Source organism: Rheinheimera sediminis (genome assembly GCF_004005375.1).
In the GTDB taxonomy this organism is placed as follows: domain Bacteria; phylum Pseudomonadota; class Gammaproteobacteria; order Enterobacterales; family Alteromonadaceae; genus Pararheinheimera.
This window is the reverse complement of the sequence record NZ_RZUF01000003.1, coordinates 43,841-69,433: the sequence shown is the minus strand read 5'-3', so window position 1 is coordinate 69,433 and position 25,593 is coordinate 43,841. Positions and strand designations below refer to the sequence as shown.

The 25,593-nt window shown below is 45.8% G+C and carries 26 protein-coding genes; 9 read left to right on the top strand and 17 right to left on the bottom strand.

The genetic code is table 11. The annotated features are described in order from the left end of the window. The first annotated feature begins 326 nt into the window (after positions 1 to 326). Together EMM73_RS02485 and EMM73_RS02480 are read left to right on the top strand one after the other, a co-directional pair. Positions 327 to 1,850 carry a tyrosinase family protein gene (locus tag EMM73_RS02485; protein ID WP_127684880.1) on the top strand — a complete coding sequence of 508 codons (1,524 nt, stop codon included), beginning with the start codon at positions 327 to 329 and terminating at the stop codon, positions 1,848 to 1,850. 514 nt (positions 1,851 to 2,364) lie between these two features. Continuing rightward, on the top strand, positions 2,365 to 3,147 hold the full coding sequence (locus EMM73_RS02480; RefSeq protein WP_186435098.1) for a copper chaperone: 783 nt from the start codon (positions 2,365 to 2,367) through the stop codon (positions 3,145 to 3,147). 251 nt (positions 3,148 to 3,398) lie between these two features. Here EMM73_RS02480 and EMM73_RS02475 read toward each other — a convergent pair whose 3' ends face one another. From EMM73_RS02475 to waaA, 11 genes are all read right to left on the bottom strand, one after another. Continuing rightward, the gene (locus EMM73_RS02475; protein WP_127684878.1) at positions 3,399 to 3,875 is read right to left on the bottom strand and encodes an ASCH domain-containing protein; all 477 of its coding nucleotides are present in this window, start codon (positions 3,873 to 3,875) and stop codon (positions 3,399 to 3,401) included. Positions 3,876 to 4,029: 154 nt separating this feature from the next. Beyond that, the gene (locus EMM73_RS02470) at positions 4,030 to 4,449 is read right to left on the bottom strand and encodes a hypothetical protein (RefSeq protein WP_127684877.1); all 420 of its coding nucleotides are present in this window, start codon (positions 4,447 to 4,449) and stop codon (positions 4,030 to 4,032) included. 96 nt (positions 4,450 to 4,545) lie between these two features. Continuing rightward, the gene (locus tag EMM73_RS02465) at positions 4,546 to 4,911 is read right to left on the bottom strand and encodes a hypothetical protein (protein ID WP_127684876.1); all 366 of its coding nucleotides are present in this window, start codon (positions 4,909 to 4,911) and stop codon (positions 4,546 to 4,548) included. 265 nt (positions 4,912 to 5,176) lie between these two features. Further along, entirely contained in the window at positions 5,177 to 6,916 is a 1,740-nt protein-coding gene (ggt, locus tag EMM73_RS02460) for a gamma-glutamyltransferase (RefSeq protein WP_127684875.1), read from the bottom strand. Between the two features lie 161 nt (positions 6,917 to 7,077). After that, positions 7,078 to 7,323: a hypothetical protein gene (locus EMM73_RS02455; RefSeq protein ID WP_127684874.1), complete on the bottom strand. Its 246-nt coding sequence runs from the start codon at positions 7,321 to 7,323 to the stop codon at positions 7,078 to 7,080. 104 nt (positions 7,324 to 7,427) lie between these two features. Further along, positions 7,428 to 7,907: a DUF4304 domain-containing protein gene (locus EMM73_RS02450; RefSeq protein WP_127684873.1), complete on the bottom strand. Its 480-nt coding sequence runs from the start codon at positions 7,905 to 7,907 to the stop codon at positions 7,428 to 7,430. A gap of 165 nt (positions 7,908 to 8,072) precedes the next feature. Then, positions 8,073 to 8,828 carry a hypothetical protein gene (locus EMM73_RS02445; RefSeq protein ID WP_127684872.1) on the bottom strand — a complete coding sequence of 252 codons (756 nt, stop codon included), beginning with the start codon at positions 8,826 to 8,828 and terminating at the stop codon, positions 8,073 to 8,075. A 582-nt stretch (positions 8,829 to 9,410) separates the two neighbouring features. Next, on the bottom strand, positions 9,411 to 9,512 hold the full coding sequence (locus EMM73_RS20280) for a nucleotidyltransferase domain-containing protein (protein WP_409994296.1): 102 nt from the start codon (positions 9,510 to 9,512) through the stop codon (positions 9,411 to 9,413). Positions 9,513 to 9,615: 103 nt separating this feature from the next. Further along, entirely contained in the window at positions 9,616 to 9,948 is a 333-nt protein-coding gene (locus EMM73_RS02440) for an HI0074 family nucleotidyltransferase substrate-binding subunit (protein WP_127684871.1), read from the bottom strand. Between the two features lie 57 nt (positions 9,949 to 10,005). Continuing rightward, on the bottom strand, positions 10,006 to 11,187 hold the full coding sequence (locus tag EMM73_RS02435; RefSeq protein WP_127684870.1) for a BaiN/RdsA family NAD(P)/FAD-dependent oxidoreductase: 1,182 nt from the start codon (positions 11,185 to 11,187) through the stop codon (positions 10,006 to 10,008). Beyond that, positions 11,187 to 13,244, bottom strand: coding sequence for a lipid IV(A) 3-deoxy-D-manno-octulosonic acid transferase (gene waaA, locus EMM73_RS02430; RefSeq protein WP_409994295.1), 2,058 nt, complete (start codon positions 13,242 to 13,244; stop codon positions 11,187 to 11,189). Before waaA ends, EMM73_RS02435 begins: the two co-directional genes overlap by 1 nt. Positions 13,245 to 13,421: 177 nt before the next feature. On the opposite strand from waaA, the gene EMM73_RS02425 reads away from it, so the two are divergent. Further along, complete coding sequence (locus EMM73_RS02425) at positions 13,422 to 14,252, top strand: glycosyltransferase family 2 protein (RefSeq protein WP_222422577.1); 831 nt, start codon at positions 13,422 to 13,424, stop codon at positions 14,250 to 14,252. Positions 14,253 to 14,300: 48 nt separating this feature from the next. On the opposite strand, the gene EMM73_RS02420 is transcribed toward EMM73_RS02425, so the two are convergent. Further along, positions 14,301 to 15,059 (bottom strand): glycosyltransferase family 25 protein, encoded by a 759-nt coding sequence (locus EMM73_RS02420; RefSeq protein WP_127684868.1) that lies wholly within the window; start codon positions 15,057 to 15,059, stop codon positions 14,301 to 14,303. Between the two features lie 212 nt (positions 15,060 to 15,271). On the opposite strand from EMM73_RS02420, the gene EMM73_RS02415 reads away from it, so the two are divergent. The 6 genes from EMM73_RS02415 to EMM73_RS02390 all read left to right on the top strand — a co-directional run bounded on the left by EMM73_RS02415 (position 15,272) and on the right by EMM73_RS02390 (position 20,848). Further along, positions 15,272 to 15,877 carry a D-sedoheptulose-7-phosphate isomerase gene (locus EMM73_RS02415; protein WP_127684867.1) on the top strand — a complete coding sequence of 202 codons (606 nt, stop codon included), beginning with the start codon at positions 15,272 to 15,274 and terminating at the stop codon, positions 15,875 to 15,877. Further along, the gene (hldE, locus tag EMM73_RS02410) at positions 15,877 to 17,337 is read left to right on the top strand and encodes a bifunctional D-glycero-beta-D-manno-heptose-7-phosphate kinase/D-glycero-beta-D-manno-heptose 1-phosphate adenylyltransferase HldE (RefSeq protein WP_186435097.1); all 1,461 of its coding nucleotides are present in this window, start codon (positions 15,877 to 15,879) and stop codon (positions 17,335 to 17,337) included. Before EMM73_RS02415 ends, hldE begins: the two co-directional genes overlap by 1 nt. Position 17,338: 1 nt before the next feature. After that, positions 17,339 to 18,403 (top strand): glycosyltransferase family 9 protein, encoded by a 1,065-nt coding sequence (locus tag EMM73_RS02405; RefSeq protein WP_127684866.1) that lies wholly within the window; start codon positions 17,339 to 17,341, stop codon positions 18,401 to 18,403. Beyond that, positions 18,400 to 18,957, top strand: a complete 558-nt coding sequence (gene gmhB / locus EMM73_RS02400) for a D-glycero-beta-D-manno-heptose 1,7-bisphosphate 7-phosphatase (RefSeq protein ID WP_222422576.1) — start codon at positions 18,400 to 18,402, stop codon at positions 18,955 to 18,957. Before EMM73_RS02405 ends, gmhB begins: the two co-directional genes overlap by 4 nt. Positions 18,958 to 18,988: 31 nt before the next feature. Beyond that, the gene (locus EMM73_RS02395; protein WP_127684865.1) at positions 18,989 to 19,918 is read left to right on the top strand and encodes a hypothetical protein; all 930 of its coding nucleotides are present in this window, start codon (positions 18,989 to 18,991) and stop codon (positions 19,916 to 19,918) included. Between the two features lie 105 nt (positions 19,919 to 20,023). Next, entirely contained in the window at positions 20,024 to 20,848 is an 825-nt protein-coding gene (locus EMM73_RS02390; RefSeq protein WP_127684864.1) for a hypothetical protein, read from the top strand. Between the two features lie 25 nt (positions 20,849 to 20,873). Here EMM73_RS02390 and EMM73_RS02385 read toward each other — a convergent pair whose 3' ends face one another. The 5 genes from EMM73_RS02385 to EMM73_RS02365 all read right to left on the bottom strand — a co-directional run bounded on the left by EMM73_RS02385 (position 20,874) and on the right by EMM73_RS02365 (position 25,534). Then, the gene (locus tag EMM73_RS02385) at positions 20,874 to 21,347 is read right to left on the bottom strand and encodes a peroxiredoxin (RefSeq protein WP_127684863.1); all 474 of its coding nucleotides are present in this window, start codon (positions 21,345 to 21,347) and stop codon (positions 20,874 to 20,876) included. Between the two features lie 32 nt (positions 21,348 to 21,379). After that, positions 21,380 to 22,138, bottom strand: coding sequence for a class I SAM-dependent methyltransferase (locus EMM73_RS02380; RefSeq protein ID WP_127684862.1), 759 nt, complete (start codon positions 22,136 to 22,138; stop codon positions 21,380 to 21,382). Positions 22,139 to 22,505: 367 nt separating this feature from the next. Continuing rightward, complete coding sequence (locus EMM73_RS02375; RefSeq protein WP_127684861.1) at positions 22,506 to 23,576, bottom strand: hypothetical protein; 1,071 nt, start codon at positions 23,574 to 23,576, stop codon at positions 22,506 to 22,508. 188 nt (positions 23,577 to 23,764) lie between these two features. After that, the gene (locus EMM73_RS02370) at positions 23,765 to 24,328 is read right to left on the bottom strand and encodes a hypothetical protein (RefSeq protein ID WP_127684860.1); all 564 of its coding nucleotides are present in this window, start codon (positions 24,326 to 24,328) and stop codon (positions 23,765 to 23,767) included. A gap of 504 nt (positions 24,329 to 24,832) precedes the next feature. Beyond that, entirely contained in the window at positions 24,833 to 25,534 is a 702-nt protein-coding gene (locus EMM73_RS02365) for a DNA-3-methyladenine glycosylase I (RefSeq protein WP_127684859.1), read from the bottom strand. Positions 25,535 to 25,593 lie beyond the last annotated feature (59 nt).

Genomic DNA, 25,593 nt, shown 5'->3' with positions numbered 1-25,593 from the left:
AGAACTTGAGACACCTCACAAAAAATTCACTAATTTACCTAAATACCATCTACACTTTAGTACCATATTGGGACCAAACAAAATAACTCAGATGGATTTTTGCCATCCTCACTATCAAGCGACCAATAGACTGTACCTATAAATTCATTAAACACTGGATTTCGGGACTGCATTGTGTCGCCAATACCCAATAGGTAGCAATGCAGTTAGATAAACCGATGTCAATTTTAACAAGCTGGTAATCATTCACGTTTTACAGGATCCCGTGGCTTATCCCTAAAAGCGCAAGATTGCCAAAGTATCCACAAACAACAAGGAATACAGTGATGTTTTTACGTCAAAGCGTGTGGGCAAATGGCGGTGACTTTAACGACCCGTTGCTATTCTGGTATGCCAAAGGCGTGGCCGAGTTGATGACAAGACCGTTAAGCGACAAAACCAGCTGGCGTTTTTTAGCCGCTATACATGGTGAAGATTTTAGCAATAACACCGCGACCTCCTTCTGGCAGCAATACCTTTATTACAGCCCCGGCGAGCCATTACCCAGCAAGGCTGAGCAAAATGCGTTTTGGAATCAATGTCAGCATCAATCCTGGTATTTTTTACCTTGGCATCGAGGCTATTTGATCTCGCTAGAATCCATTGTACGCGACGCTATAGTCAAACTCGGGGGGCCATCTGATTGGGCGCTTCCCTACTGGGACTACTCTAACCCAAACCCAACTTCGCGCGATTTACCGCCAGCTTTTATCGTCACTACATTACCAGATGGTAGCCCTAACCCTTTGTTTATTAAACAACGCTATGGCTCGTCAGTTAACCCTCCCACCTTACCTTTACCGGTACAGGATGTGTCACTTAAAAATCTTAACATCATACCTTACGTTGGCACTGGCGGTGGCAGTCCGGGTTTTGGCGGGCCTAAAACAGCCTTTCATCACGGTGGCGGTTATTCTGGCGGATTAGAATCTCTGCCTCATAACATTGTGCATGTCGATGTAGGTCAGGAAAATTCAGGTGGCCCTGGCCTTATGGCCGACCCGGATCTGGCCGGATTAGATCCTATTTTTTATTTGCACCATGCCAATATTGACAGGCTCTGGGCATTTTGGCTCAGTCTGGGTGAAGGCCGAGCTAACCCTAGTGACCAGAGCTGGTTGCAAGGCCCAATCAGCCGCCGCTTTATAATGCCAATGCCGAATGGGCAAGACTGGGTATATGCGCCCAAGGATGTTCTGGCCACGGAGCAGCTTGGTTACCGTTATGATCCTTTAGACAATGGAGATATAGTACCGCCCAGCAGCAAAAATACTCGACTTGAGCAATTTGGTTTAAAGGCCTTAGTAGCGCCAACTATACTGTCTGCAGAGACTCCTTCACAGACAGAACTGTTAGGGGCCAACGAAGCAGCCATTAGCCTGAACAGTGCTCAACATAGCTTGGTTAAGCTTGATAAGCGCATGATGCAACGCAGTGCTCGCGGTTTTAAAACCACTCTGTTGGCAGAGTCTGGCAGTCGGGAGCCCGATCGTTTCTTCCTTAATCTGGAGTCTATTCGCGCCAACCGTGAAGGCTTAAGTGTGGATGTGCATTTGTTAGTCGATGGTCAAGAGGTAAAGCTGGCACCACTGGGTTTGTTTGGAATTAAAAATGCCTCACGCCAGGATTTAGCCCATGGCGGCGCTGGTTTAACCATTGTGTTGGATGTTACAGACGAGCTGGATAGGCTGCAGTTAAATCAGGGTATTGAAAACCTGAGTGAGATTGAGGTGAAACTCACCCCACGCAACACCAATACCGCAGGAGCTGATTTAAGCATTGAGCGCATAAGTCTCTATCGCCAACAATAAGCCCCATAGCAGCGGTTGACCAGACCTCAACCGCTGCGATACTCATCAATTGGCCTACAGAGATCTTGACCCATGACCACAGCAGATAACCAAGGCGATCGTTTGAGCCTCATTCATACCAAGCTGCAGTTGGCACAACCTTTGGTGTTGCCTTTGGGAAACTGTAGCGATTTGAGCCAATGGACTAAGAGTCAACACTCAACATACCTGCATATAGCTGGGATCAGTGGCACAAGCGAGGGTATTACGCTGGAAGTTTATCTGTGCGCAGAAAACCACTCCGTATTGCTCAGCACTGAGGGGCTGTACGGGCTAAGAAATGCTGGCAAGTCCTCTGATGGGCTATCAATTTGCACTGAAATATCGGCTGGTTTAGTTCAGTTTTGTCAGCAGTGTTTTAGTGCTGACAGCACCTGCTCTTTACTGCTACAGCCACGCCATAAGTTGCAAGAAAAAGGGGCACTACAAATCAAGCAACTGTCACTCAGCGCGAGCGGCTGCACAAGGTAAGATGATGAAAATTAGAAGTTATATTTGGTTTTTATCCCAGCCCCCACTGCCGATATTACTACTGTTCTCAAGCATTGCCTGGCTATTATTGTACTTTGGTGGTCACGATCACAGCGCCCACTCACTCTCAGCCACTCTGCAAGATATACCAATGGCAGACCAACATCATCACATGCACAACCACTCCCCAGCCCCAACTCAAAATCCATTTTACTCTGCTTTTATTCAGCTCTCCGGCTGGCTGACTATGATCGTGGCCATGATGTTCCCACTGCTACACAATGCTATTCGGCATATTTGGCTGCGCAGTTTACCAAGATTACGGCTTGTCGGAAGCGTACTTTTTTGTTTGGGTTATCTGTCGTTATGGCTTGGAGTGGGCTTAGTGTGCAACCTGATGCTGATGGCACTTAAAAATACAGCTCCGTTACAGATAGCTCTTGTAGCCAGTGCAATTGTGCTGTTATGGCAAGCCTCACCAATGAAACAGTGGGGATTAAATTACTGCCACTATACCCAAAGGCTTGCGCTCTCTGGCTGGCAGTATGCTTATGACTGCTTAAGCTTCGGTGTTAAAAAAAGCTGTTGGTGCATAGTGTCTTGCTGGCACCTCATGGTGTTTCCAATGCTGTTTGATTCGTTTTTACTGCTGTATATATCAATGCTGATAGTCTGCATGTGGATGTTCGTAGAGCAACATCTCTCCCCAAGGCCCGCAAACTGGTATCTTCCATTCCGCCTGGAGTCTTTACGTAGCACAGCACTATATAAGCAAGTGAGAGCTTAGTCTCATGGCGCTGTAGTAAGCCTGATGGTCAAGACCGCAGCTACATTGAGTATCAACAGTAAAATGCCAAAATCGTCCATCGGTGCCAAAGGCATGACTCAGCATGTAATGCAGCAAAACCAGAGCGGGAGCAAATGATGATGGATGCCGCTCAAAGATGCCGTAGACAAGGCCAGCTTTCAGTCATAAAAGAGTCTGGTTCACACTAATTTTCCCGTTTCAGGATGACTCCATATTGCCTAATGCCTGAATTAAACCGCACCTGCCGGGAATATGCACTCAAACTCTTGAAAGACAACGGGCATGTCAGCCCTGGGCTCATAGCCAGTGCCTTGGAGCTCGTGATGGTAATAGTCCCAATGAGCCTTGTGCCACCAATCAAGTGAGCCGTCGCCCTCACCTTCAATTCTTGCATGTGCCTCAGTGACCTCGTTGAGCGGGAAGATCTGTACATTGGTTGTGCGAATAATACATACGGCCTTGCCATTCCAGTCCGTCACTATGTTCAAATCGCCTATACGCGGCAAAGCCTCACCGCTGGCTTCAAAAGACCATAGTGATGGTGATGTTGCGCGCTTTGTACCGCTCACGACTAGCTGAGCACACTCATTAGCATCCGTCTCGTTGTCGCAGAAATACCAGGCTGGCGGTGCATCTGTGGGGAACTGTGATAGCTGAGACTGATGCGCAAGGTAGTCATCCCACATCAGCTGTACTGATCGGTGCATAAAAATGTCCTAAATATTTAACCTGAACTCGGGATAATTTCAGGTTATTTAGCGCGCAAACGCCAGTGAGAGTTGCTGCGGGCGCAGACCGCAAAGTGCCCCGCCTTGTAACACACTACACCCAAAAGCATTGCAACCAAGAGCACGACTGTCATTACTTTTCAGCACTTAACTTGCCTAAATTCGCCTGAATAATTGCCAAGCCATGAATATGTTTAAGTTTTATTTTGGCTACAGACATGGCAATAAAAAAGGCTACTGGTGCCAGTAAATAAATTAGCGGGTTAAATTGAAGTAATAAGCAACCAGCCACATGAACCAGCGCGCCAACGATACCTACTGAAATTCTATGTTTTGCCTTGTAAGTACGGCCAACAAATCGAGCAAACAAACCTACAAACGCAGGCGGCAGAGCAAGCATAAGGTATAAAACTCCCCCCATCTGCGCAAAAAAGAAATACATTCCCATAGCTGGAACTGCACCAATGAGAGAAGCAATAAATGCCAAGACAGGTTTTTGATTACGATTAATCTCGGCCAAAGCATTTTCCATTTCTTCATTTGAATATCTCAAAAGTTACTCCTTTTATGATTCAAGCTAACGCCCGCATGTGCGGCTGGTTTGGAGCGCAGCCGAACACCAGTCCGACCATGTGCGGGCGTTCGCCATTCACACTGATAATACTCCGCACCACATAACAGTGTTACAAACAACCATTTGGTTAATAAAGAAACCGGCTAGAACCCCTAGCAACCCCATTGTAAAACCAACCAAAACGCCTTCGATGCTTCTCATCTTTACTATATATGCACTAAGAACCAGCCCAATTGCAGCACCAGGCAATGAAAATAAATGGCCTAGCCCAAGCAGCCCCTCTGGACGTTCTGCGCTCCAGTTGAGGCTAAGATAAATTAAAAATGTAACCGACAGTCCAAGTACCGCTCCGGTTTGAAATAATGGTGGTGACTTGAAGCCCCATGCAATCAATAACGCAGCTATTGGTATAGCTAAATAATACCAAATACCAATATACATCGCGTCGCCTAGGACCAGTACAAGTACCATTACAACGCTGAGCAATGAGATTGAGAAATATGTGTCATGTATACGGGATATATTCATAATGATGGCTAACTACCCAATTTAGCGCGGAAAAACGCGCAAGCGTTTTGCCGTCGCAGCCCATGTGCAGCATAGGCGAATAAGATTTGCTTGTTAGCCATATCAACCAACTTCCAGCTTTTGTAGATAGCACTACCAACTGATCGGTTGAAGGGCGGACAAACACCAGGGATGATTGCTAATGTGCCGCTGCCACCCCATCGCGACGAGAATCAGAACCTGCGACATATCCGTTGGCAGTTTTCATAACACCTTGTCCGCCACCAAATACCAGTCCTGGGTTATTGCCGTGAAAAAAGCCCTGCACGGTAGCCATCACTGGGTTTTGCGGCGCATGTCCGAGCGAATAAAGCTCGTCCACTGTACTCTGTGGGATCCCTTGTTCAAAGCTCACTCTATTCCCTTCCCAATGGCGAAACCTTGGCGCGTCAATAGCTTCTTGTACATCCATTCCAAACACCACCATATTCAACAGCATTTGCACATGTGCTTGAGGCTGCTGAGGTCCACCGACAATGCCAAAGCTCAACCAAGGTTGTTGCTTACCCTGAGCATCGGCTTTAGTGACAAAACCAGGAATAATGGTATGAAATGGCTTTCTACCGGGGGCAACTGTGTTGGCGCGCTCTGGTTGCAGCGACAAACCCACACCGCGATTTTGTAAAGCAAAACCGGTGCCTGGGACAACAACGCCTGAGCCAAAAGGCCCGGCAATGCTGTTAATAAAAGACACCATATTGCCGTCTTTGTCAGCCACGCTCAAATAGGTCGTGTCGCTGGTATTTAACGACTTTTCTGGATCAACTTGCTCCATGGCTTGATCCTGTTTGATCAAGGCGCGCCGCTTAGCGATAACAGAATCATCTAACAACTGTTCCGCTTTTATCTGCATAAACTGGGGGTCACCTACAAAATATTCGAGGTCGGCATAAGCCAACTTTTTGGCTTCAATAAGATGGTGTAAATAAGTGGTAGAATTATGCTGCATTGCCTTTAAATCATAGGGTTCGAGGATTTTCAGCATTTCAAGCGCAGCAATGCCCTGTCCATTCGGCGGTAACTCCCATAAACGATATTCTTTATAGGACACTGACATCGGCTCCACCCACTCAGCCTGATAATTGGCGAAGTCGCTTTGGGTTAAAAAGCCACCTAACTCTTGTACTCTTGCAGCAATTTTCTCACCCAGTTCACCACCATACAGTACCTGCGGACCTTGTGCTGCGATCAGTTTCAGAGTGTTAGCATAGTCTGGATTCAAAAACCTATCACCGGCAACAGGTGTCCGGCCGCCTTCAATTAAAAAGGTGCTTCTTGCCCCTTGGTCATAATTGATTTTACTTTCAAAAAGGCCCCATTCTTCTGCTGTTGTTTTAGAGATTGGGAAGCCTTTTTCGGCCAATTCAATAGCTGGTGCCAGCGCTTGTGCCAGACTGATTGTGCCATGGGCTTCCAACAACATTGCCCAGCCACTTAACGCTCCAGGCAAGGTAATAGATTGAGCGCCCTCGTCTGGTACACGATTGCGGCTCGCTAATTTGTCGAGCGTCATCAACGTGCCGGCATGGCCACTGCCATTGATACCGATCAGGCGCTGCTCAGGCTCCAACCAAACCATAGCAAACATATCGCCGCCAATACCGGTCATATAAGGTTCCACTACACTCAACACGGCCGCCGCGGTCACTGCTGCATCTACGGCATTACCACCATTTTGCAGCACGACCAAACCAGCCTGACTGGCTAAAGGTTGGCTGGTCGCCACTACGCCATGCGGTGCATACACTGCTTTTTCTTTGAATTCAGTGGTTGGAGTGCCTAACCCCGAGCGAAACGACAAACCCGCCACAAGCGATGCAATGCCAATCACTGCAATGACGGCGAATGCCCATTTCAAAAACCGAATGATTCCCTTCATAGATGTCTGCTCCTGCAGTGTGATTGTTGCCAGTACTATAATTTAATAGTTTAAGTACTCTAATGAGATAAAAGCCCGCTAACGTTTAATAGAACTGGAAAATGCGAGCGCTTTACAGCGAGTGGTTTTCCAGTTGATGTTTTTGTTATAGGGCTGTTGCATCAAATGGTAAACAGAACTTGCTCTGACGGCACAAATAGAGAAACGGCGACTCCAACAAGTACAATAAAAACACCAACTAATTTTGCAGAGTTGCCAACTAGTTTGCTCGTTTTTGATTTAATGAACTTAGTTCTCTTCGCTCCATTTGTTATGCCATATTCAAAATTCACATCTCCCTTGAGTACTAATGATGCACCAATATACATAAAAACTATTCCTACCAAATGAGATGCTGTTACTTCCATGATTTTGCCCTATAACACCCCACTTAGGGGCTAAAATGCGAGCGAAGCGAGACAGCCCATGTGTTTTTGTCCTAGCGAACGCAGTGAGCGACTACAGTGGTTTGTTATACCTTTTCCAAGTGTATGCAAGCTACACCAGCTTTAATTGATTTTTGCATACTTTCAAAAGTTAAATCAGCCTGAGAAATATAGACTTTCAAAAGTTCCGAGACGGCTCGTCTATAGGCAGGAACGTAAATTAGTACACCCAACATGAAGTTAAACCAATGATCCATGTTTTTCCGTTTAACAATTCTTTTATTGAGCGAGCCAAGTCTTTGGCTGCGAATAAACTTCAAATTTTCAGAGTTAGAACCGTAAAAATTTTCTACTGGCTCCACAACTCCCAAATTTACAGCAAAACTTCCGCCATATTTATTAAATTGAAAATCTAATGTTTGATACTGGCCATTCGCGATACGTTTAAATTTGGAGCCCTTTCCATGCCAACCGTGCTCTTTTAAAAAAGGTTCAACATGAGCCTTTAATAGCTGCCTCATTTTGTCATTTGTTTCTTTAATTTTCAGATTAAAAAATGTATGCATAAGTTTGACTGGTATAACTATCGCCTAGACGGCGAGCAACTTGTTGCGAGTCCAGCGGCCGCAGGCCGCATTGTTTAAGGCGCTTGTTATGAGTTGTTTTGCAGCAAGATTGTTTCACTGAAATCACTCTTGAATGCATACTATTCTTAAGGCTTGCCTGCTTTATCAAGGTGCAACGAAAATAGCACTGGCTTTCTGCTTTGACTTGTTATGAGAAATAATCTTTTTTTCGAAGCCATGAACCGGATGGCCTTTCCATGATTGATGCAGTAAAGGATTTTGCAGTAACGCTACAACACTGTGAACTACATCTCTAGCTAGGACAAACTGCCTGTGTGATTTAAACTCCTCTGTCGTGTGGAGAGATGAATCTGAGTCCTTACACTGCCTGTATAACTTATCGACAAGGATACAAGTTTCATCATCGAAGACATCTTCCGAGTTCCTAAAGTCTTTGGATATTTCAGTAATAGCCTGAATTTCGCACCTAATTTTCGTCGCCTCAATTGGCTTTGACCATTGATTACTATTAAGCTCAAGCGCAGTTTTTGAGCGCGGAGGGCCAAAAATAGTAATTTCGTCGTAATCCTTACCCAAGCAAAACTCCATAAGGCGGTAATGTATACACCTAGCACTTTCGTAAAGACTTGAAGCCCATTGCTGAATATGAACCTTCCTTCTTCTTAACTTAATCGCCTTTTGAATATAGATATCAACAAACCAAACAAGGAAAGCAACAAACAAACCAGATGAGACTGCAAAAGAAATTTCAGAAAATCTGCTTTTGACGAATAGAGTTTCTACAACTGAACCTATTAGAATCGGGAGCATTGAAGCTGTAGATTCTTTAAATATCAAATACAAAGAAATAAAACCAACGAGAAACATCATTTTATTCTGAAATCTAGCAAGATATTTCAAGTTCAACTCCTTCTGTAACATGGCGCGAAAGACTCATAACAATCCGTTTTCAAAGGCCGCCTGCCCGCAAGTCGAACATTTTTTCTGCCTTCTTTCCTGAATTTTACTCATACCAAACTAACTCTGATGTACCTCTATTTCAATAAATTTTTCTGAAATCAGTAAATGTGCATCCGACAAAATGTATACAGCCAGTACGCTAGTTGTTCTTCAATTTACTCAAGGGCAAAATCTGGCAATTTAACCAGTGGTTGTAGTTCAAAAAAGAAGCAACTAACGCAAGTGTGTCACTATGACGAATCTCAGGTTTTGGCAGATAGTGCCAACACAAAAGATCTAAGAAAACTACCGGACAACAGCGTTACACTTGCCTCAACCCTATGCCAAGCCCACTGGAAGTTCTGGCGGCCTAACCAACCTTTAATCTCTGCGAATTAACCAACAAAGTAGAAGCATCGGGTTCAGGTTTCTTGGCCTGTTCTATTAACAAAAGAGCGGAGAGTTTAACTGGAAGCGGGATAAAAATTTACACCAACCCTACTAATATGCTCAATCAAAGCTGTATCGGCAGTAGAGTCTGTTTTAAAAGGTCAGATCAATATCAGAACCTTCCCTGAAATTTCCTTTAGCGCGAGAGCTATATAAAACAGCAGATCGCACTTGTGGATACTGCGACAGTACCAGTTGAATAGCCTGAACAACCTGTGCGGGTAGACCGTCGCTTAGAACCTTATTTATAAGGGGCTGCTTTATCTGCCAATTGCTGCTTTAAAGCCATCAGTGCCGGCTAATATCGCTGGATCACCTCTAGTGTAATTTCATCGGCGGTATTCTTATTGTAAGAGTGCACTGTATGCTGGCGGCTTTTCATCATATCCATCCAAAGCTGGACATCATCGATCAAACCATATTTGAAAACGTAGCGGAAAGCATCGCGCCTACCTTGGATGGATACCTGCGGTTCTTGGTGGTGGCAATAGTGTTCAATAAATTTGCAAGCCAAATCAAAACATAACTCAAATCTATGGATAAAGCCCGACTGTTCAAGCTCCGTAAAAGCTCGCTGTTCAGATAAAGCAATAGCTTCAGCTAAAGGCTCTTCTGAACGCTTAAAACGCACAAGCTGTTACTGACAATCCATAGGTTGTTTCATCATGCATTGAGGCAAAATTTCAAACTAACAGTACTGCCCTGCCACCCAACCGGATGCCCAGGCCCATTGAAAATTATAGCCTCCTAACCAACCAGTAACGTCTACCACTTCGCCGACAAAATACAGGCCTGGTTGTTTTTTTGCTTCCATGGTTTTGGACGAGAGTTCGTTGGTGTCGACCCCGCCTAAAGTCACTTCGGCGGTGCGGTAGCCTTCGGTGCCGTTGGGTTTAAACACATAATGAGTCAGGCTGTCGGCTAAACGCTGGATGGATTTAGCGTGCAGCGCCTTAATAGGCTGATTTTGAAATACATTCAGCTCCAGCAGTTTTTCGACTAAACGCTTTGGCAGCAAACGCGACAGTATAGTTTTAAGTTCCTGCTCTGGGTGTTTTTGCTGTTGCTCCAGCAGGAATTCGTTTAAATCCTGCTGCGGCGATAAGTTAATAATCAGCTCGTCGCCCGGTTGCCAGAAGCTGGAGATTTGCAAAATAGCAGGGCCACTTAAGCCCCTGTGGGTAAACAGCATATCTTCCGGAAACACCACATCGTTAGCTTCAGCCGTAACAGGTAAAGACACACCGCTGATTTCTTCAAATACCGCTTTATCAGCCGGTTGCCAGGTTAAAGGCACTAAAGCAGCGCGCACCGGCAATACATTTAAACCAAACTGTTCGGCCAGCTGAAAGCCATAAGCTGTAGCACCTAGATTCGGCAAACTTAAACCACCACTGGCCACCACTAAACTCTGACAGCTGCGGCTAAGCTGAGGTGTAGTGACTGTATAGACTCCATCAGCAAAACTAACGTTTTGAATATCTTGTTGCAGCGCAATAGAAACGCCAGCCTTGTCGCATTCTTGTTGCAGCATATCCACTATGTCTTTGGCGCTGTCGTCACAAAACAGCTGGCCCAAAGTTTTTTCGTGATAGGCAATGCCGTATTGCTGCACCAAAGCAATAAAATCCCATTGGGTATAACGGATTAACGCCGATTTACAAAAATGCGGGTTTTGCGATAAAAAATTAGCCGGGCTGGCGTAGATATTGGTGAAGTTACAGCGGCCGCCACCCGACATCAGAATTTTGCGGCCTATACGTTTGCCGTTATCCAGCACCAGGGTTTTACGGCCTCTTTTGGCAGCTTCAATAGCGCTGAATAAACCAGCTGCGCCTGCACCTATAACTATTACGTCCCACTGCTGCATTAATTTGTACTCTGTATGATTTGGTTTGTCTGGTTCAGGCCCGCTTGCTGATAACCCAGCTCAAGCGCAGCGAATTGGTCGCTCTGCCAATGGAAGACTGGCAACTGCTGTTTTTCTTTATTTAAAGAGCGCAAAAGACGCTGCAGATTCTGTGCTTTCCAGCTTTGATCAGGATAGTCTGCTACGTGGCGAATAGCGCATTTATCAAAGTCGATCAGCCAAAACTGGCCCTGACTATCCAGCAAAATATTGTGGCAATTTAAATCAGAGTGATACACCTGATGCTGATGGAAGCGGGCTATTAAAGCACCCAGCTCTGTCCATTCTAAGTTGGTTAAAGCGCGTTGTTGCAGCAGGTGCGCCAAGTCTATGGTGCCTGGGATCCGTTCAATCAAAATATCAGCGCTATAGCTGAAGCCGTGCTTTTGATACAAAGCAGCGCAAGGCCGCGGCACAGGCAAACCCCATAAGCGCATTTGCCAGAGTAAACTAAATTCCGCCATAGCACGGCTTTGTGCTGCAGGCTCTGGCCAGAATTTATCTTTATTCAGTTTGCCAACCAAACCGCCTCGGTAATAATGCCGCAGCACCGCCTCTTTGGCATTCTGCTGGCGGATAAACCAAACTGTATTACGGCCTTTCGACTGACCTGCGACTAAGCCCTGTTGCAACCAGAATTCGCTTTGGAAGTAAGCCAACTCAAAGTTCGGATAAAAGTGCGGGTCAAACCAGGCTAAGTTATTGCCTTGATTTAACTTTTCAACTTCAGCCATAGGCACTAATTCCTGCACTTTTGCCATAATCCGCGCCACTGCACCTTGTTGCTGCTGATACAGCTGTAAACCCTTAGCGCCGGTCTGAATAGCAAGCTCTGGCTGCTGAATAAGTTGAGCTACAGTGCTCACCAAATCAGTCACTGTACTTACCTGAACATAAGCCTGCTGCTGTTGCAGCAACTGAAACACCAGCTGAAAATTAAACACATAAGGGCCGGATAAAACGGCTTTGCCAAAAGCCATAGCTTCCAGCGGGTTATGGCCACCACGTTCAATCAGGCTGCCACCGATAAAAACAAAATCAGCGAGTTGATACCAGCTTAATAACTCGCCCATCGAATCGCCAAGCCAGACTTGGGTGCTGACATCGGGCAAACCATTCACACTGCGGCGGACAAAGTTCAGTTGCTGTTGTTGTAATAGCTCTGCCACAGCATCAAAACGCTCCGGATGTCGTGGTACCAGCACCAGCAGCAGCTGTGGGAACACAACTTTTAATTGCTGATAAGCCTGAATAAGCAGCTCATCTTCACCCACATGAGTACTGCCAGCCACCCAGACTGCCCGGCCTTGCAACAGAGGTTTTAAGCTGTGCGCCAGTTGAATGCTGCTTTTAGACACATCCAGTTCAAATTTTAAGTTACCTGCCACCTGCACATGCTTTGCACCCAAAGCTAAAAAGCGGCGGGCACTGGCTTTATCCTGCGTCAGAATTTGGCTGATGTTCTGTAGCATAGGCCGAGTGAAAAAACTAAAACGCCGATAACCTTTGGCTGAACGTGCCGATAAACGCGCATTGACCACCAAAGTTGGAATAGACAGCGCTTTGCAATTCGCTATCAGATTAGGCCACAGCTCAGTTTCTAAAATCAGTAGCAACTGCGGCTGCATAAAACTCAGCCAGCGCCGCATCAATACAGGGTAATCAAAAGGCAGGTAACAATGCTCTAGCTTGCGGCCCAATTCGCGCTGTTCAGCCACTAGCTTAGCAATAGCGGCTGAAGCTGTAGGTGTGGTGCAAGTGATAGTTAAGGGAAGTTGCGGGTACTGCACTAACAACTGTTTAATCAAAGGCTTGGCGGCGTTAAACTCCCCTACAGAGACTGTATGCAGCACTATGCCGTCTTTAGCTGAAGCTGCAGGTAAGGTTAAAGCGAAACGCTCCGCAAAACGCTGGCGATATGCCGGGTCTTTGCGCGAGCGCAATAGCAGATAAAGCAACACTAAGGGGGTTGCCAATAGCAGTAACACTGAATAGAACAATAAACTCAAAGCAGTCACAGCCTCAGCAGAAAAGGTATTCAAGCCGGCAAATGATACCAGATAAAATCCTGAGCCGGAAAAATGCAATTCAGCAGTTCACCAGCGTCAAAGGATATATTCCTTGATCCAAAGCCTGTCTTTAGATGATCATAACCTTCTATTTAAGTTTTAATCTCTGAATAAATGGTTTATCGCATGCCTGAACATAACCCTCAAATCAGTATCATTATTTCTACTTACAATAGCCCATTGTGGTTAACTAAGGTGCTGTGGGGCTTTGCCGCCCAAACCGATACAGATTTTGAAATCGTGATTGCAGACGATGGCTCTACCGAAGCTACAGCTGAACTGATTAAGGAGTTTCAGCAACAAAGCACACTTCGGATCCAACATGTATGGCATGCGGATAACGGCTTTCAAAAATGTATTATTTTAAATAAAGCCATAGTGGCAAGCACAGGCAATTACCTGATATTTACGGATGGTGACTGCGTGCCACGCCGTGATTTTGTTGCCGTGCACAGAGCCAATGCCAAACCGGGTTATTTCTTGTCAGGTGGCTACTTCAAATTACCTATGAGTTGTAGTGAAGCCATTGATCAGGACGCTATTCAATCAGGTAAAGCTTTTGATATGAACTGGTTAATTCAGCATGGCTACCCGGCCAAAGGCAAAAAATTACGTTTAACGGCATCAGGTTTGCTGGCTGACCTTTGCAATGCCCTGATCCCTACGGCCAAAACCTGGAATGGTCATAATGCGTCTGGCTGGAAAAAGGATATTCTGGCAGTAAACGGTTTTGACGAGCGCATGCAGTATGGTGGTGAAGATTGCGAAATGGGCGATCGGATGAAATTTAACGGTATTGAGGTAAAAAGAGTTCGCTACACCGCAGTGTGCGTACATTTGGATCACGCCCGTGGTTATGTCACGGACGAAATGAGAGCAAAAAATAAACAAATCCGTAAACAAACCCAGCAACAGAAAAAACGCTATACCGACTATGGCGTAGTCAAAGCCGGTTAAAAAACGTAAAAACAGGCTAGCTCAGGCCTGTTTTTACTGCAGCCTTTCTTAGCTCTGACTTATGGTGCTTAAATCGCCTGATATAGCGGTTTTACGAACCCAGCCTAGCTGCACTCTATACCTTATGTTGTGCCAAAACGCAGTGCCGCCTTTGCGGCTACCGCCACTCATCAAATCAATTTCACTTTCAAACCTACTGGAAGGCCAGACGGTATAGGGCAAAATTGAGTAGACAGTAAAATCCAGTTCAGGATAAAACTGCAAATCGACATCCACAGGCCGGAAAATTTTTGGCCTTGCCAGTAGTTTTTTCGCACCTTGTAAACTAATGGCATAACCCGTAGTGCAGTTTGGCACTTTACGAAAATTCACTAGCCTGTAGTCTGCAGTTAATGGTAAAGATTGATAGCCCTGGCCATTACGGTTATCCGACAGTTTGATCATGTCCCATTGCTGCAATTTCTCAACCAGTGCCAGCACATCAGGAAAACCTGGTTCAACCTCTATATCGTCTTCCAGCACTATAGCCACTACGATATTCTCATCGACCATACGCTGCCATAAAGCCCTGTGGCTTAAATAGCAACCAATTTCACCTGGCGATAAAGGTCGGCGAAACAAGGATTTATTCAAATGGCGGTCGTAACAGGCTTCAACTTGCTCTGCAGTTAAATTTTTACCATACACTGCACTAAAACGTTCCGCAGTTAACCCCAGCTGCTTTAGTTGCTTTACTGTAGACTCATAACGCTCGAAAGAGCTATCCAGATTTATCACCCAAATTGGCATAGTAATAGCGGCCGTCAAAGCTGTCTCCTGACTGATTCTGCCTGTGAGTCCACAATCTTATCCTATAAGCAGCAATGGACAAAAACTGTTTCATCCAGTCCATTGTTCAGTCCGGGCTCAGGTCTTTACCGCAAAATCATCAGCTAAAAAAAGTTGAACGCTAAAAAGTTCTTTTGCAATAAACAAGATCCGTTAAAATGCTTTATTCATTGAGCTAAACCGAGCCTGCTATGTCAGATGTAAAATCCAATTCAACACCCAGTTTAAAAAGCAGCTTTTTAGATAGTTTACAACGTCACCGTGACGCTTTTGCCACAGTGGAAGCCTATCATGAGCAAGCCATGCAGCTGTTGGAAGCAGTACAACACTGCTTAAAACAAGGTGGCAAAGTAGTATGGATGGGCAATGGCGGCAGCGCCGCCGACAGCCAGCATTTAGCAGCGGAATTTATGGTGAGATACAAAGCAGAACGTGGCCCACTGGCCTCTATCGCCTTAACTACCGACACTTCTATTTTGACCGCCCATGCCAACGACTACCATTTTGACAGCGTATTTGAGCGCCAGGTGTTAGGTTTAGTACGGCCACAAGACGTGGTGATTGGCCTGACGACTTCAGGCAAAAGCCCAAATATCAATTTAGCTTTAAAAGCAGCCAATGACTTAGGCGCTTTCACAATCGCCCTGACTGGCCGTGATGGTGGTTTAGTCAAAGACATCGCCAAACTGCCTATTATCGTTAAAAACGACGAAACAGCCCGTATTCAGGAAGTACATATGTTTATTGGCCACTGGCTTTGTGAAGCGCTGGATTTAGCCATTACGGGAAACAACTGATGATTAACTTAAGCCTGCTGCAAAATTTGTCTTCTGCTTCTGTGCTGGTGGTGGGTGATGTGATGCTGGACCGCTATTTTAATGGCGACTCGCAGCGTATATCGCCCGAAGCCCCGGTGCCTGTGGTGAAAATCAGCAAAATAGAAGACAAAGCCGGCGGCGCTGCCAACGTGGCACGTAATATCGCCCATTTGGACGGTAAAGTGGGCTTATTAGGTATTATTGGTAACGACAGCGCTGGTGAATCGCTGCAGCAATTGCTGGCGGGTGAACAAATTCATTCAGAATTGTTTAGTCAGAATGACAAACCTACTATCGCCAAAATGCGGGTGGTGTCACGCCAACAGCAAATAGTGCGGCTGGATCAGGAAGAAAGGTTCAGCAGCGAAGATGCCGAACTCCTGGCGGAACGTTTTGCTGCTGTGTATCAAAACTACGATGTGATCCTGTTTAGTGATTACAATAAAGGCTCGTTGCAGCAGATTTCTAAAATGATCACACTGGCCAAAGCGGCAGGCAAAACCGTATTGGTTGACCCCAAACAAGCAGATTTATCGGTGTACGCCGGTGCTGATGTGATTACACCGAATTTAGGTGAATTTAAAACCGCTGGCGGCAAAATAGCTTCAGTGGAAGAAATGCTCAGTTCAGCCCGCGAACTGATGCAAAAAGCCGGTTTAGCCTCGATTTTATTAACCCGCAGCGAACAAGGCATGAGCCTGATTACCGCGACTGAACATCATCACTTCCCGGCCCAAGTGCTGGAAGTCAGTGATGTAACAGGTGCTGGCGATACCGTAATAGCCACTTTAGCTGTGATGTTAAGTGCTGGCATGTCGCTGCATGACGCTACTCAACTGGCGAACTTGGCGGCTGGCATAGTGGTCGGCAAAGTCGGCGCAGCCACAGTTTCTCCAGAAGAGTTGGCCGCTAAGCTAAATAAAGATTTATTCCGTCAGGGCGATTTTTACCAGACGCCTTTTGATAAAGTACTGCAGCATATTCAGTTTGCCCGTCAAAACGGCGAGCGTATAGTTTTTACTAATGGCTGTTTTGACATTTTACACGCTGGTCATGTGCGTTATTTAGCTCAGGCTAAGGCCTTGGGTGATCGTTTAGTCGTAGGCCTGAATTCTGATGCTTCAGTGCGCCGCTTAAAAGGCGAACAGCGCCCTATCAATACCTTAGAAGACCGCGCCACAGTGCTGGCAAGTTTGGCCAGTGTCGACTGGGTGGTGCCTTTTGGCGATGACCTTGCCGAAAATGACACGCCGCTCAAATTAATCAGCACCATATTGCCAGACGTCTTAGTCAAAGGCGGCGACTACAGCATTGCAACCATAGTAGGTGCAGATGTGGTGATAGCTCATGGTGGCGAAGTACAAGTACTGACTTTTGTTGATGGCCGGTCCACCAGCAAAGTCATACGGAAAATTCAGGACTTGCAGGGAAATAACTAATTTGTCAGTGCCACAGTTCAAGTCCATTTGTATTCTGCGTTTATCCGCTATAGGTGATGTCTGCAATGCAGTCTCTGTAGTGCAAGCTATTCAGCGCCAGTACCCAGAGGCACAAATCACCTGGATTATCGGCAAAATCGAAGCCCGTTTGCTGGAAGGTTTGCCAGCTGTACGTTTTGTCGTCTTTGATAAAAAGCTCGGCAAAGCCGCTTATAGCCAGCTGAAGCAGGATTTAAAACACGACTATTTTGATCTGCTGCTGCATATGCAGGTGGCCTTTCGCGCTAACCTCGCCTCGCTCTGCATTAAGGCGCGCAAAAAGATTGGTTTTGACTGGCACACTGCCAAAGAGTTACATGCGCTTTTTATGCGTCACCGCATAGAACCAGCACCACGCAGCCATGTATTGGATGGCTTTCGCCAGTTTGCCAAAGCTGTTGGGGTTACAGAGCAAGAACTTGGAAAAACTCCAACATGGCAACTGCCTATTCCTGCAGCAGACGAGTTATGGGCTAAACAGCAGCTAGCCGCCACTGGCAACTCCCGCGTTTTGATTATCAGCCCTGCCGCCTCTAAAGCAGAACGTAACTGGCTACCAGAACGTTATGCAGCTTTGGCCGATTATGCTCATGCCAAAGGCTTTGCCGTGATCTTATGCGGCGGCCCAACAGAGCTGGAACGCAGTTTAAGTCAGGCCATTCTGGCTTCAGCCAAGCAGCCCATTACAGACCTGACCGGCAAAACCAATTTAAAACAGCTGCTGGCTTTATTAAAACACGCCAGTTTAGTCTTGGCACCCGACACAGGCCCAGCTCATATGGCGGTGGCTGTTGGCACTCCGGTGATAGGTTTATATGGCCACAGTAATCCGGACCGCACCGGGCCTTATTTATTCCGCCAGTATGTGGTGGAGGTCTATCACCAGTCGTTACTGGCACAGCAAGGCAAAACTGCAGCAGAGCTGAAATGGGGCACCCGCGTCAAAGGCAGCGATATTATGCAGAAAATAGCTGTAGAGGCCGTGACTGCTATGTTTGATAAAGTAGTGGCCGAACAGAAACTATGAAAAAGATGCAAAAAGCCGCCTTTTTAGACCGTGATGGTGTGATTAATGTCGACCATGGCTATGTCAGTGAGCCTTCGCAATTCGAGTTTATTGACGGCGTATTTGACGCTTGCCGTCATTTGCAGCAACTGGGTTATCTTTTGATAGTGGTCACTAACCAATCTGGTATAGGCCGCGGCTATTACAACGAGCAGCAGTTTCATGAATTAACTGACTGGATGAAAGCACAGTTTGAAGCTCATGGCGTGACTCTGACCGATGTATTTTTTTGCCCACATCATCCGGTCAATGCCAAGCCACCTTATCAAATCGACTGCGATTGCCGTAAACCAGCGCCAGGTATGCTGCTGGAGGCCATCCACAAGTATCAGATTGACCCCAACCAAAGCCTGATGCTGGGTGATAAAAAAGCCGATATGCAGGCAGCCAAAGCTGCTGGTGTTGGCCGTAAAGTACTGGTGTTATCAGGCCAAAGCTTAACAGCGGAAGACCAGGCCAGTGCTGATGAAGTCTGGCCTTCAATTCAAGCGGCGCTGGAATTAGTTACAAACTAAACGCCTGGCTCGCACTTTTACAAGGAATGTAATGCAAAAGCTTTTAACTAAGACCTTAGTGGCTTTGCTGTTCGCCTTGCTGGTCTGCGGTGGCCTGGTTTTTATAGCCAGCAATCACAGCAACACTAAGCCGCAAACTCAGCAAAGCGATGATATTGAAGAACCCAACCCTGTGCCCTTCGCTGTTCAGAAAGAACTGGTAACACAAACCAACCCGGCCCCAGCAGCTACAGCTGAACAGCTGGTCGTGATTGAACGACCAGACTGGACACTGGATCAGCCTTTACAAACTCAGCTGATAACACTGAAAAATCGGGCAGACCAAGGCGATCTGCCAGCTGCTTATAGTCTGGCAATGAACCTGAAGTTTTGTAACACAGCGCCACTGGATGAGACTGATTTAGAGGAGCGGCTGCAACAAGCCTATCAGTATAAAGATGATGGCTTTGCTATAGCTGACATCAAACAACGCTATGAGTTTTGTGAAGGAATAGACCAACAGCAACGGGCTGAATTCTACCTTTATTTAGAAAGTGCCGCCAAAGCGGGTTATGTGCCGGCTCAGGAGGAGATGGCCACAATCACGTCAGAGCAATTTATGCAATTAGCTGACTCAACTGAGCTTGAACGCGAAGCCTATATCCAAAAGCGGGAAGAATTTATTCAGCTCCAGCTCTCTTTACTGGAATCCGCGTCGCAGCATGGCAGCATCAAAGCGCTGATCACATTGTCGACTATGCACCACTCACAAAACTATGGTGCCAATGGCCGGGCTAAATCTTACGCCTTAAACCTGCTGATCCTGGAACTGACAGACGACAATGAATTACAAAGCAGATACTCATGGTTTGTGCAACGTCGTGAGTCAGAACTTAGCCCGGAGCAGATTGAACAAGCTCAGGTTTTGTCACAGCAGTGGCTCACTCTCATCAAGGCAAATGGTACCTTGTATTTGCCATAAGCGGCCCTTATCCGCTCGCAATAGGCTTTGAACCTTAGCCACAGTCATAAGGAACTATGCTATATCTATGATGTTATGACATAAACATCAGGTGCTTAGCAAAATATGAACTCCGCAGAAAACGAAATTCAGCAATGGAACAATGAGCAAGTCAATGCTGTAGTGGCCGACTTAGCCCAGTTGCGGTTGTTGGTCGATTTAGAACTGGTTCCACGTTACCCTTATCTGGGCACTAAGACTTACCCCTTGGGGCGCTGCAAAGAAATTCGCGATGCGGTTTTTATCAAGTTACAGCAACAACTACCACAAGCGACAGAACCTGGGTTGGTTTTAATCCGCGACCAGCTGCAAAAAGGTGAGAGCCTGAAAAAAATATGGGGCGCTTTACGGGGTGTTTATTTTCAGAATGCGATGGCTATTGGCGATTGGTATTTGGATGTTTCAAACGATACAGTGAACCCGAATAAACCGCGGATTGAAGTGTTACCTTTAGCCAGTTCAGGTTTTGCCGCAGTAACCAGCTTTGAGCAATTTATAGCCGTAGCCCGAAGTTATTGGGAAGTAGACGTTTATCGCAATGATATCTGCCCCGCTCTGGCACCTTATATGCCTTTGCTATACATCTCAAAAAGCGGCACTTGCTGGCTCGGAGAAGCCACAGATAACATGCTGGCCGTCGCGACTGAAAGTGAGTTTGCAGCGTCCGAACGTATTTTATTAACTCTGCCTACAGCTCCACAACAAGCCGTTATTGGATGGAAAGAGGTGTTATCCAAAATTCAGCAGAATGATTTCCTGCACCAGCAAGGCGATGCCGTAGCCTATTGCCAGTCCTATCGCGCTCAGCATTATCATCAAGACTCACGCATACGCGACAGGGCTGTCTTAGCCTATGTCTCCTTGCCCAAAAGTATTTCCTTAACCTATTGAAGCAGCAATTAACTATAGAGCTGGCTTACACCAGCTCTAACATCACTTCAGCTTTACTAACTTCAAACTGTTTGGGCTCGTCGACATTCAGCGCTTTTACCACTGCATTGTCCACAACCATAGCATAGCGCCTGGAACGCAGACCGCCAAAATCGCCGCTATCCATATCCAGACCAATAGCTTTGGCAAACTTGCCTGCACCGTCTGCTAAAAATACAATGTCAGTGGCGTTGTGAGCTTTACCCCAAGCATCCATCACATAAGCATCGTTCACCGAAGTACAGATAATACGATCCACACCTTTATCAAAAAACTGCTGCGCCAATTCAATAAAACCTGGTAAATGGGCTGCACTGCAGGTGGGCGTGAAAGCACCTGGTACCGCAAATAACACTACTTTTTCGCCTTTAAAGACTTCTGCTGTGGTCAGGTTCACCGGGCCATTGTCGGTGAAACGGGCGAAAGTGATTTCAGGTAAGGTATCGCCAATCTTGATCATAAATTTATCCCTTTTTAATCCAGCTCATTCAGTTATTCGAGAGCTGCTTTGACATACACATCAAATCTATTATTTTTGCCTTCAATTTGCATGCTGGGTTTTTGCCCAGCTAAAAACTCTGCATAACCAGGCCGCTTTACCACTACTCTTTTGCTGGCCAGTTGCCAGGCGAGCGGAAACAAGGCATCTGCATCCTCATCTGTACCAACCACCTGATGAAAGGCCTGCATTTCTTTTTTCACCAAGGCCGATTTTTCACGGGCTGGAAACATAGGGTCTAAATACACCACATCAGGGCTTGGCAATTGGGTCAACGCCTGTTGAGACGGCGCAAATACCAGTTGCATACGTTCAGGCAACCAATGGGCTAATTCAGGATCTAGGGCTGCCCGGCGTAAACCATCCGCCAATAAAGCCGCTACAGCAGGCTGACGCTCCACTAAAGTCACCTTTGCGCCAAGACTTGCCAGCACTAAGGCATCACGGCCCAAACCTGCGGTTGCATCTACTACAGTTAAACCCGGTTTTTTAGTTAAGCCCACAGCTTTGGCTATGGCTTCACTTTTACCGCCACCAAACTTACGTCTGTAGGTTGCAGCACCACTGGCGAAGTCGACCAGTATATCGCCTTGTTTATTAAGTTCAGTGTTACGTAACACCAAAGCCTCACCAGTCCAGCATAAATACCAGCCTTGGGGCGAAGCTGTTGCTTGCAAACCAAAGTGGTGTTGCAGGCTTTCGGCCAGTTCAGGGGGAAAGTCGGGCTGGATTAAATAACAGGTGCTGGACATAGCGTTACTTTAACTTTTCAGATCAAGGACAAAACTACAGCTAGTGTAACCGCCCTAGCCCTGTTTAAAAAAGGGGTCAGAGCACATTGTTAACAGTTAACAATGTGCTCTGACCCTAATTTTAGGTTTTCATTCCTACATAGTTATCACCGCAGCTAAAGGCCNCTTTTGCTTCGCCAAAAGAAAGCTATCCAAAGCCAGAAAGTGCAGGATGCATTTTCTTACAGCCGAAGGCTGGCCCAGCAGGGATTCGGTGGCAGTAGTTAGTGTGGCCACTTCTGATCATTTGCTGGAAACGAAAATCGGAAATGACGCACACAGCAAGACCTGACTCTGAGCTAGCCTGCCAGCTGCTTTGTGCTACACCTTATTTTGCTCTGGAGCGGGCTTTGCGCTCTAAGTCACCAAAAAATTCCATTTGCCTTTGTACACATTCAGAAGCTTCCAGCATAGCGCCAGTGGTATCAGGGAGCACGTCTTTGAGGGCCTGAAGTTCATAACCGTACGCTCGGGATAAATAAGCGAGGGAGGTTTCAAAATCATGTTTTGCGGCTTTGGGACCTTCGTCTGGTGGTGCAATAATCACATTTCCAATGGTGCGCGCTTTATCGATGCGTTCCTCCAGCTCATTGATATAATCATTGATTTTATTGTCTTTACCCAATGAATAAAGAGGTTTCAGTTCGGGTGGAAAATCTGTTGAACTGACAGTGGTGATATAAGTAAAAGCTGCGCCTAAATCAAAACGTTTGATACCGAATGCGGTGTAAGCCAGTGCCTTGTAAATATGTTCTTCAATGTCAGTATTAATTTGGCCTGTCTTTTTGTATATCATCTCAGCATTGCTTAACTCTATTAAGATTAAGTGCGACAACGCTGTTCCTGTGTGGCCTTTAACAACCAGTCGTTGTGCAATATTACGCTGGCTTTCGATCTCAACATCATGACGGCTCAAAGCGGCAATCATGGCATATTCATTATCGTTCTCAATTTGTTGCCAAAGTGCATCGTAAGTCGATGCCATATAGGGTACAAGATATTGACTTCTATCAGACCCATAACCATCAGGCAGTAAAGGAGAAATGTGTCCACGCGACAGGTTCCGGTCTTCCAGCTCGCGATGATAATAGTCGATATCCTGCTGGTTTAAGTCTGTCACCGCAATACACCAGTCAGAGTCGTAATCCATTTTACCTTTATTGGCGTTATCGGCATCTTTTTGCACTGGCAGTGCAGCCTGAAGGGGCGTGTTATTACTCATATCACTTAACAGGTGTTTTGAACCTGACTTGCTGACGTTCAGTTCAGGCTCTATCTGACTTTGAGTAGCTTGTTGATGTTGTTCACTACTCAACCAATAGCCGCCGAACCAGCCATAAAAAATCAGTATTAGAACGAACAGTATTGTGATTGCTTTAATAATGCTTAGTTTTTTCATGCAACTTCACTTGTGATTGGTCTGATACCGCTTGTTGGGGTTAATCCCTAAGTATTTTTCAGCCTGAAGGACCGTGTTCCTGACATCTATTACTAATCAACAGCTTTTTCTTTGAACTACACAGAATACTGTTTATAAGCTCGTTTCTGATTCAACTGTCCAGCTCCATTAGACCAGTTGATAAATAGTTATTTTTTTGTACATTGCAATTCATACATTGCGCGGTTTATTTCGCAGCCATTTACATACCCATCTCGCTTCGAATTAGCGATATTCATACAGGAGTCATAGTTACGAACTGTAATACCACCAAAAATCACCTTCATTCCGACCTCAACATCAAAGAAAGCAGGACACACATAAGCCACCGCATTTTGATAATGGCTACCCGGACCAATAACGGTATTTAGGCAGCTTCTAAAGGCCAGATTGGCTTTGGCAAAACAGACTTCTTTAGTTTCTTTTGATGGATCTTCCGGCGCCACCGGCGAACCACCGCCACCACCACCGCCACCACCGCTACCACCGCCAGGACCTGGCGTTTCCCAGCGTTCAACTACAGGCTTTTTGATCGGCTTCCCTATAATTGCGATAATCTCAATGCCACCATCTGATGCATGGGCTGAGTCTAGTGTAACTTTAATTGAACTCCAAAAACTAACATCCGCACCACTCTCATTTACTGAGTTATCATACTGCACTCCACCGAACAAACCTAATGATAGTAAAGCGACTTTAATTCCGTTTCTCATTTATCTGTATCTCCAAAAATACAAAACAATTAACTGCGCCCATCCATTTAAAAATAAAATCAAACAAATGTAGTAGAACATTACTCTAGTTGCTAGAAGACAATTCGTAAGGAATTGACCGAAACATAATGCAACAAAAGCAATCAAAATTGAAACATTAAAATAAAATAAAATAAACAAATAAACCCAAAAATAAAACACAACGCATAACCGTCTTGGCCCAGCGTTTTATGCATAGACCACACTTACTATAGATGATTAGCGTTCCGCGGAGCAGAGATCGACCTCGTTAAGGGTGTGAAAACTAACTTTTCATCCGTACTTAAAATGGTAAGTAAAACTTGAGCTTACGGCAGTCTTTGCTTGACTTGAGTATTTAGCCCAAGTCAGTGCATGTAGGAAGGTTGATTGTTTAACTTTTAGTTATGTGCAGGATATTTCCCGGGCAGAAGTGGTATAACAAATGATTAAAAAGAGGCAATGCTTTGACCTTGCCCCTTAAAACTACATCTTCAGGCCTACATGGTTATCACCAAAGCTAAAGGCGACCACTTTGCTGATTTCCTGCAGGCTTAAACCTGATTCTTGTTGCCACAGGTTAAATTGCTGTTGAATGGCTTTCTGGTTTTTCTGACTGGTTAAACCACCTTCGACCACACCAAAGTTACGCAGATAAGCTTCTAAATCCTGGCTGATAATAAAGGTATCTTTACCCAGCATACGAAGCGCATAAGCGCCGGTATTACCGCCTAAACGACAGCCGTGTTTTTTCAGATAGCCCCATAAGCCAATAATGTCTTCACCTGGCCACTGAGCTAAAAAAGCGCCAAAGCTGCCATATTTGTCAGCGACCTGCTGGATCATCAGCGCGTTGTCGCGTATCGCAAACACCTTGGTGGCGTTGCGGATAATACGAGGGTCTGTGGCTTTGGCTGCCAGCATCTCGTCACTCATCAGCAGCATTTTTTCCGGTTCAAAACCAAAAAAAATCTCTTCAAAACCAGGCCACTTTTTCTCTACCACAGACCAGACAAAACCAGACTGAAAGATTTTTTTGCTGAATTCACTTAAACACTCCGCATCTGTCAGCTGTTTCAGCTGGGCGGCTGTACGGGGTTTATTTAACAAAAACTGCAAGGCGGCTTTGCCCCCTTTGCGCTCAGCTGCCCTTTGATAGATCTGTTCAAACTTTTCAACAAAAGCCATCAAGGCTTCTCCTATTCATAGTCCAGAGTAATTGGAGTTCATGTAGGGGCGTGGGCTGG

Excerpts from the sequence above, each read along its gene's own strand:
- EMM73_RS02425 (WP_222422577.1), top strand. The coding sequence starts at position 13,422 with ATGCCTGAACATAACCCTCAAATCAGTATCATTATTTCTACTTACAAT.
- EMM73_RS02390 (WP_127684864.1), top strand. The coding sequence starts at position 20,024 with ATGAACTCCGCAGAAAACGAAATTCAGCAATGGAACAATGAGCAAGTC.
- gmhB (WP_222422576.1), top strand. The coding sequence starts at position 18,400 with ATGAAAAAGATGCAAAAAGCCGCCTTTTTAGACCGTGATGGTGTGATT.
- EMM73_RS02385 (WP_127684863.1), bottom strand. The coding sequence starts at position 21,347 with ATGATCAAGATTGGCGATACCTTACCTGAAATCACTTTCGCCCGTTTC.
- EMM73_RS02395 (WP_127684865.1), top strand. The coding sequence starts at position 18,989 with ATGCAAAAGCTTTTAACTAAGACCTTAGTGGCTTTGCTGTTCGCCTTG.
- EMM73_RS02435 (WP_127684870.1), bottom strand. The coding sequence starts at position 11,187 with ATGCAGCAGTGGGACGTAATAGTTATAGGTGCAGGCGCAGCTGGTTTA.
- EMM73_RS02455 (WP_127684874.1), bottom strand. The coding sequence starts at position 7,323 with ATGGAAGTAACAGCATCTCATTTGGTAGGAATAGTTTTTATGTATATT.
- ggt (WP_127684875.1), bottom strand. The coding sequence starts at position 6,916 with ATGAAGGGAATCATTCGGTTTTTGAAATGGGCATTCGCCGTCATTGCA.
- EMM73_RS02415 (WP_127684867.1), top strand. The coding sequence starts at position 15,272 with ATGTCAGATGTAAAATCCAATTCAACACCCAGTTTAAAAAGCAGCTTT.
- EMM73_RS02365 (WP_127684859.1), bottom strand. The coding sequence starts at position 25,534 with ATGGCTTTTGTTGAAAAGTTTGAACAGATCTATCAAAGGGCAGCTGAG.
- EMM73_RS02450 (WP_127684873.1), bottom strand. The coding sequence starts at position 7,907 with ATGCATACATTTTTTAATCTGAAAATTAAAGAAACAAATGACAAAATG.
- hldE (WP_186435097.1), top strand. The coding sequence starts at position 15,877 with ATGATTAACTTAAGCCTGCTGCAAAATTTGTCTTCTGCTTCTGTGCTG.
- EMM73_RS02485 (WP_127684880.1), top strand. The coding sequence starts at position 327 with ATGTTTTTACGTCAAAGCGTGTGGGCAAATGGCGGTGACTTTAACGAC.
- EMM73_RS02375 (WP_127684861.1), bottom strand. The coding sequence starts at position 23,576 with ATGAAAAAACTAAGCATTATTAAAGCAATCACAATACTGTTCGTTCTA.
- EMM73_RS02380 (WP_127684862.1), bottom strand. The coding sequence starts at position 22,138 with ATGTCCAGCACCTGTTATTTAATCCAGCCCGACTTTCCCCCTGAACTG.
- EMM73_RS02465 (WP_127684876.1), bottom strand. The coding sequence starts at position 4,911 with ATGTATATTGGTATTTGGTATTATTTAGCTATACCAATAGCTGCGTTA.
- EMM73_RS02475 (WP_127684878.1), bottom strand. The coding sequence starts at position 3,875 with ATGCACCGATCAGTACAGCTGATGTGGGATGACTACCTTGCGCATCAG.
- EMM73_RS02480 (WP_186435098.1), top strand. The coding sequence starts at position 2,365 with ATGAAAATTAGAAGTTATATTTGGTTTTTATCCCAGCCCCCACTGCCG.
- EMM73_RS02370 (WP_127684860.1), bottom strand. The coding sequence starts at position 24,328 with ATGAGAAACGGAATTAAAGTCGCTTTACTATCATTAGGTTTGTTCGGT.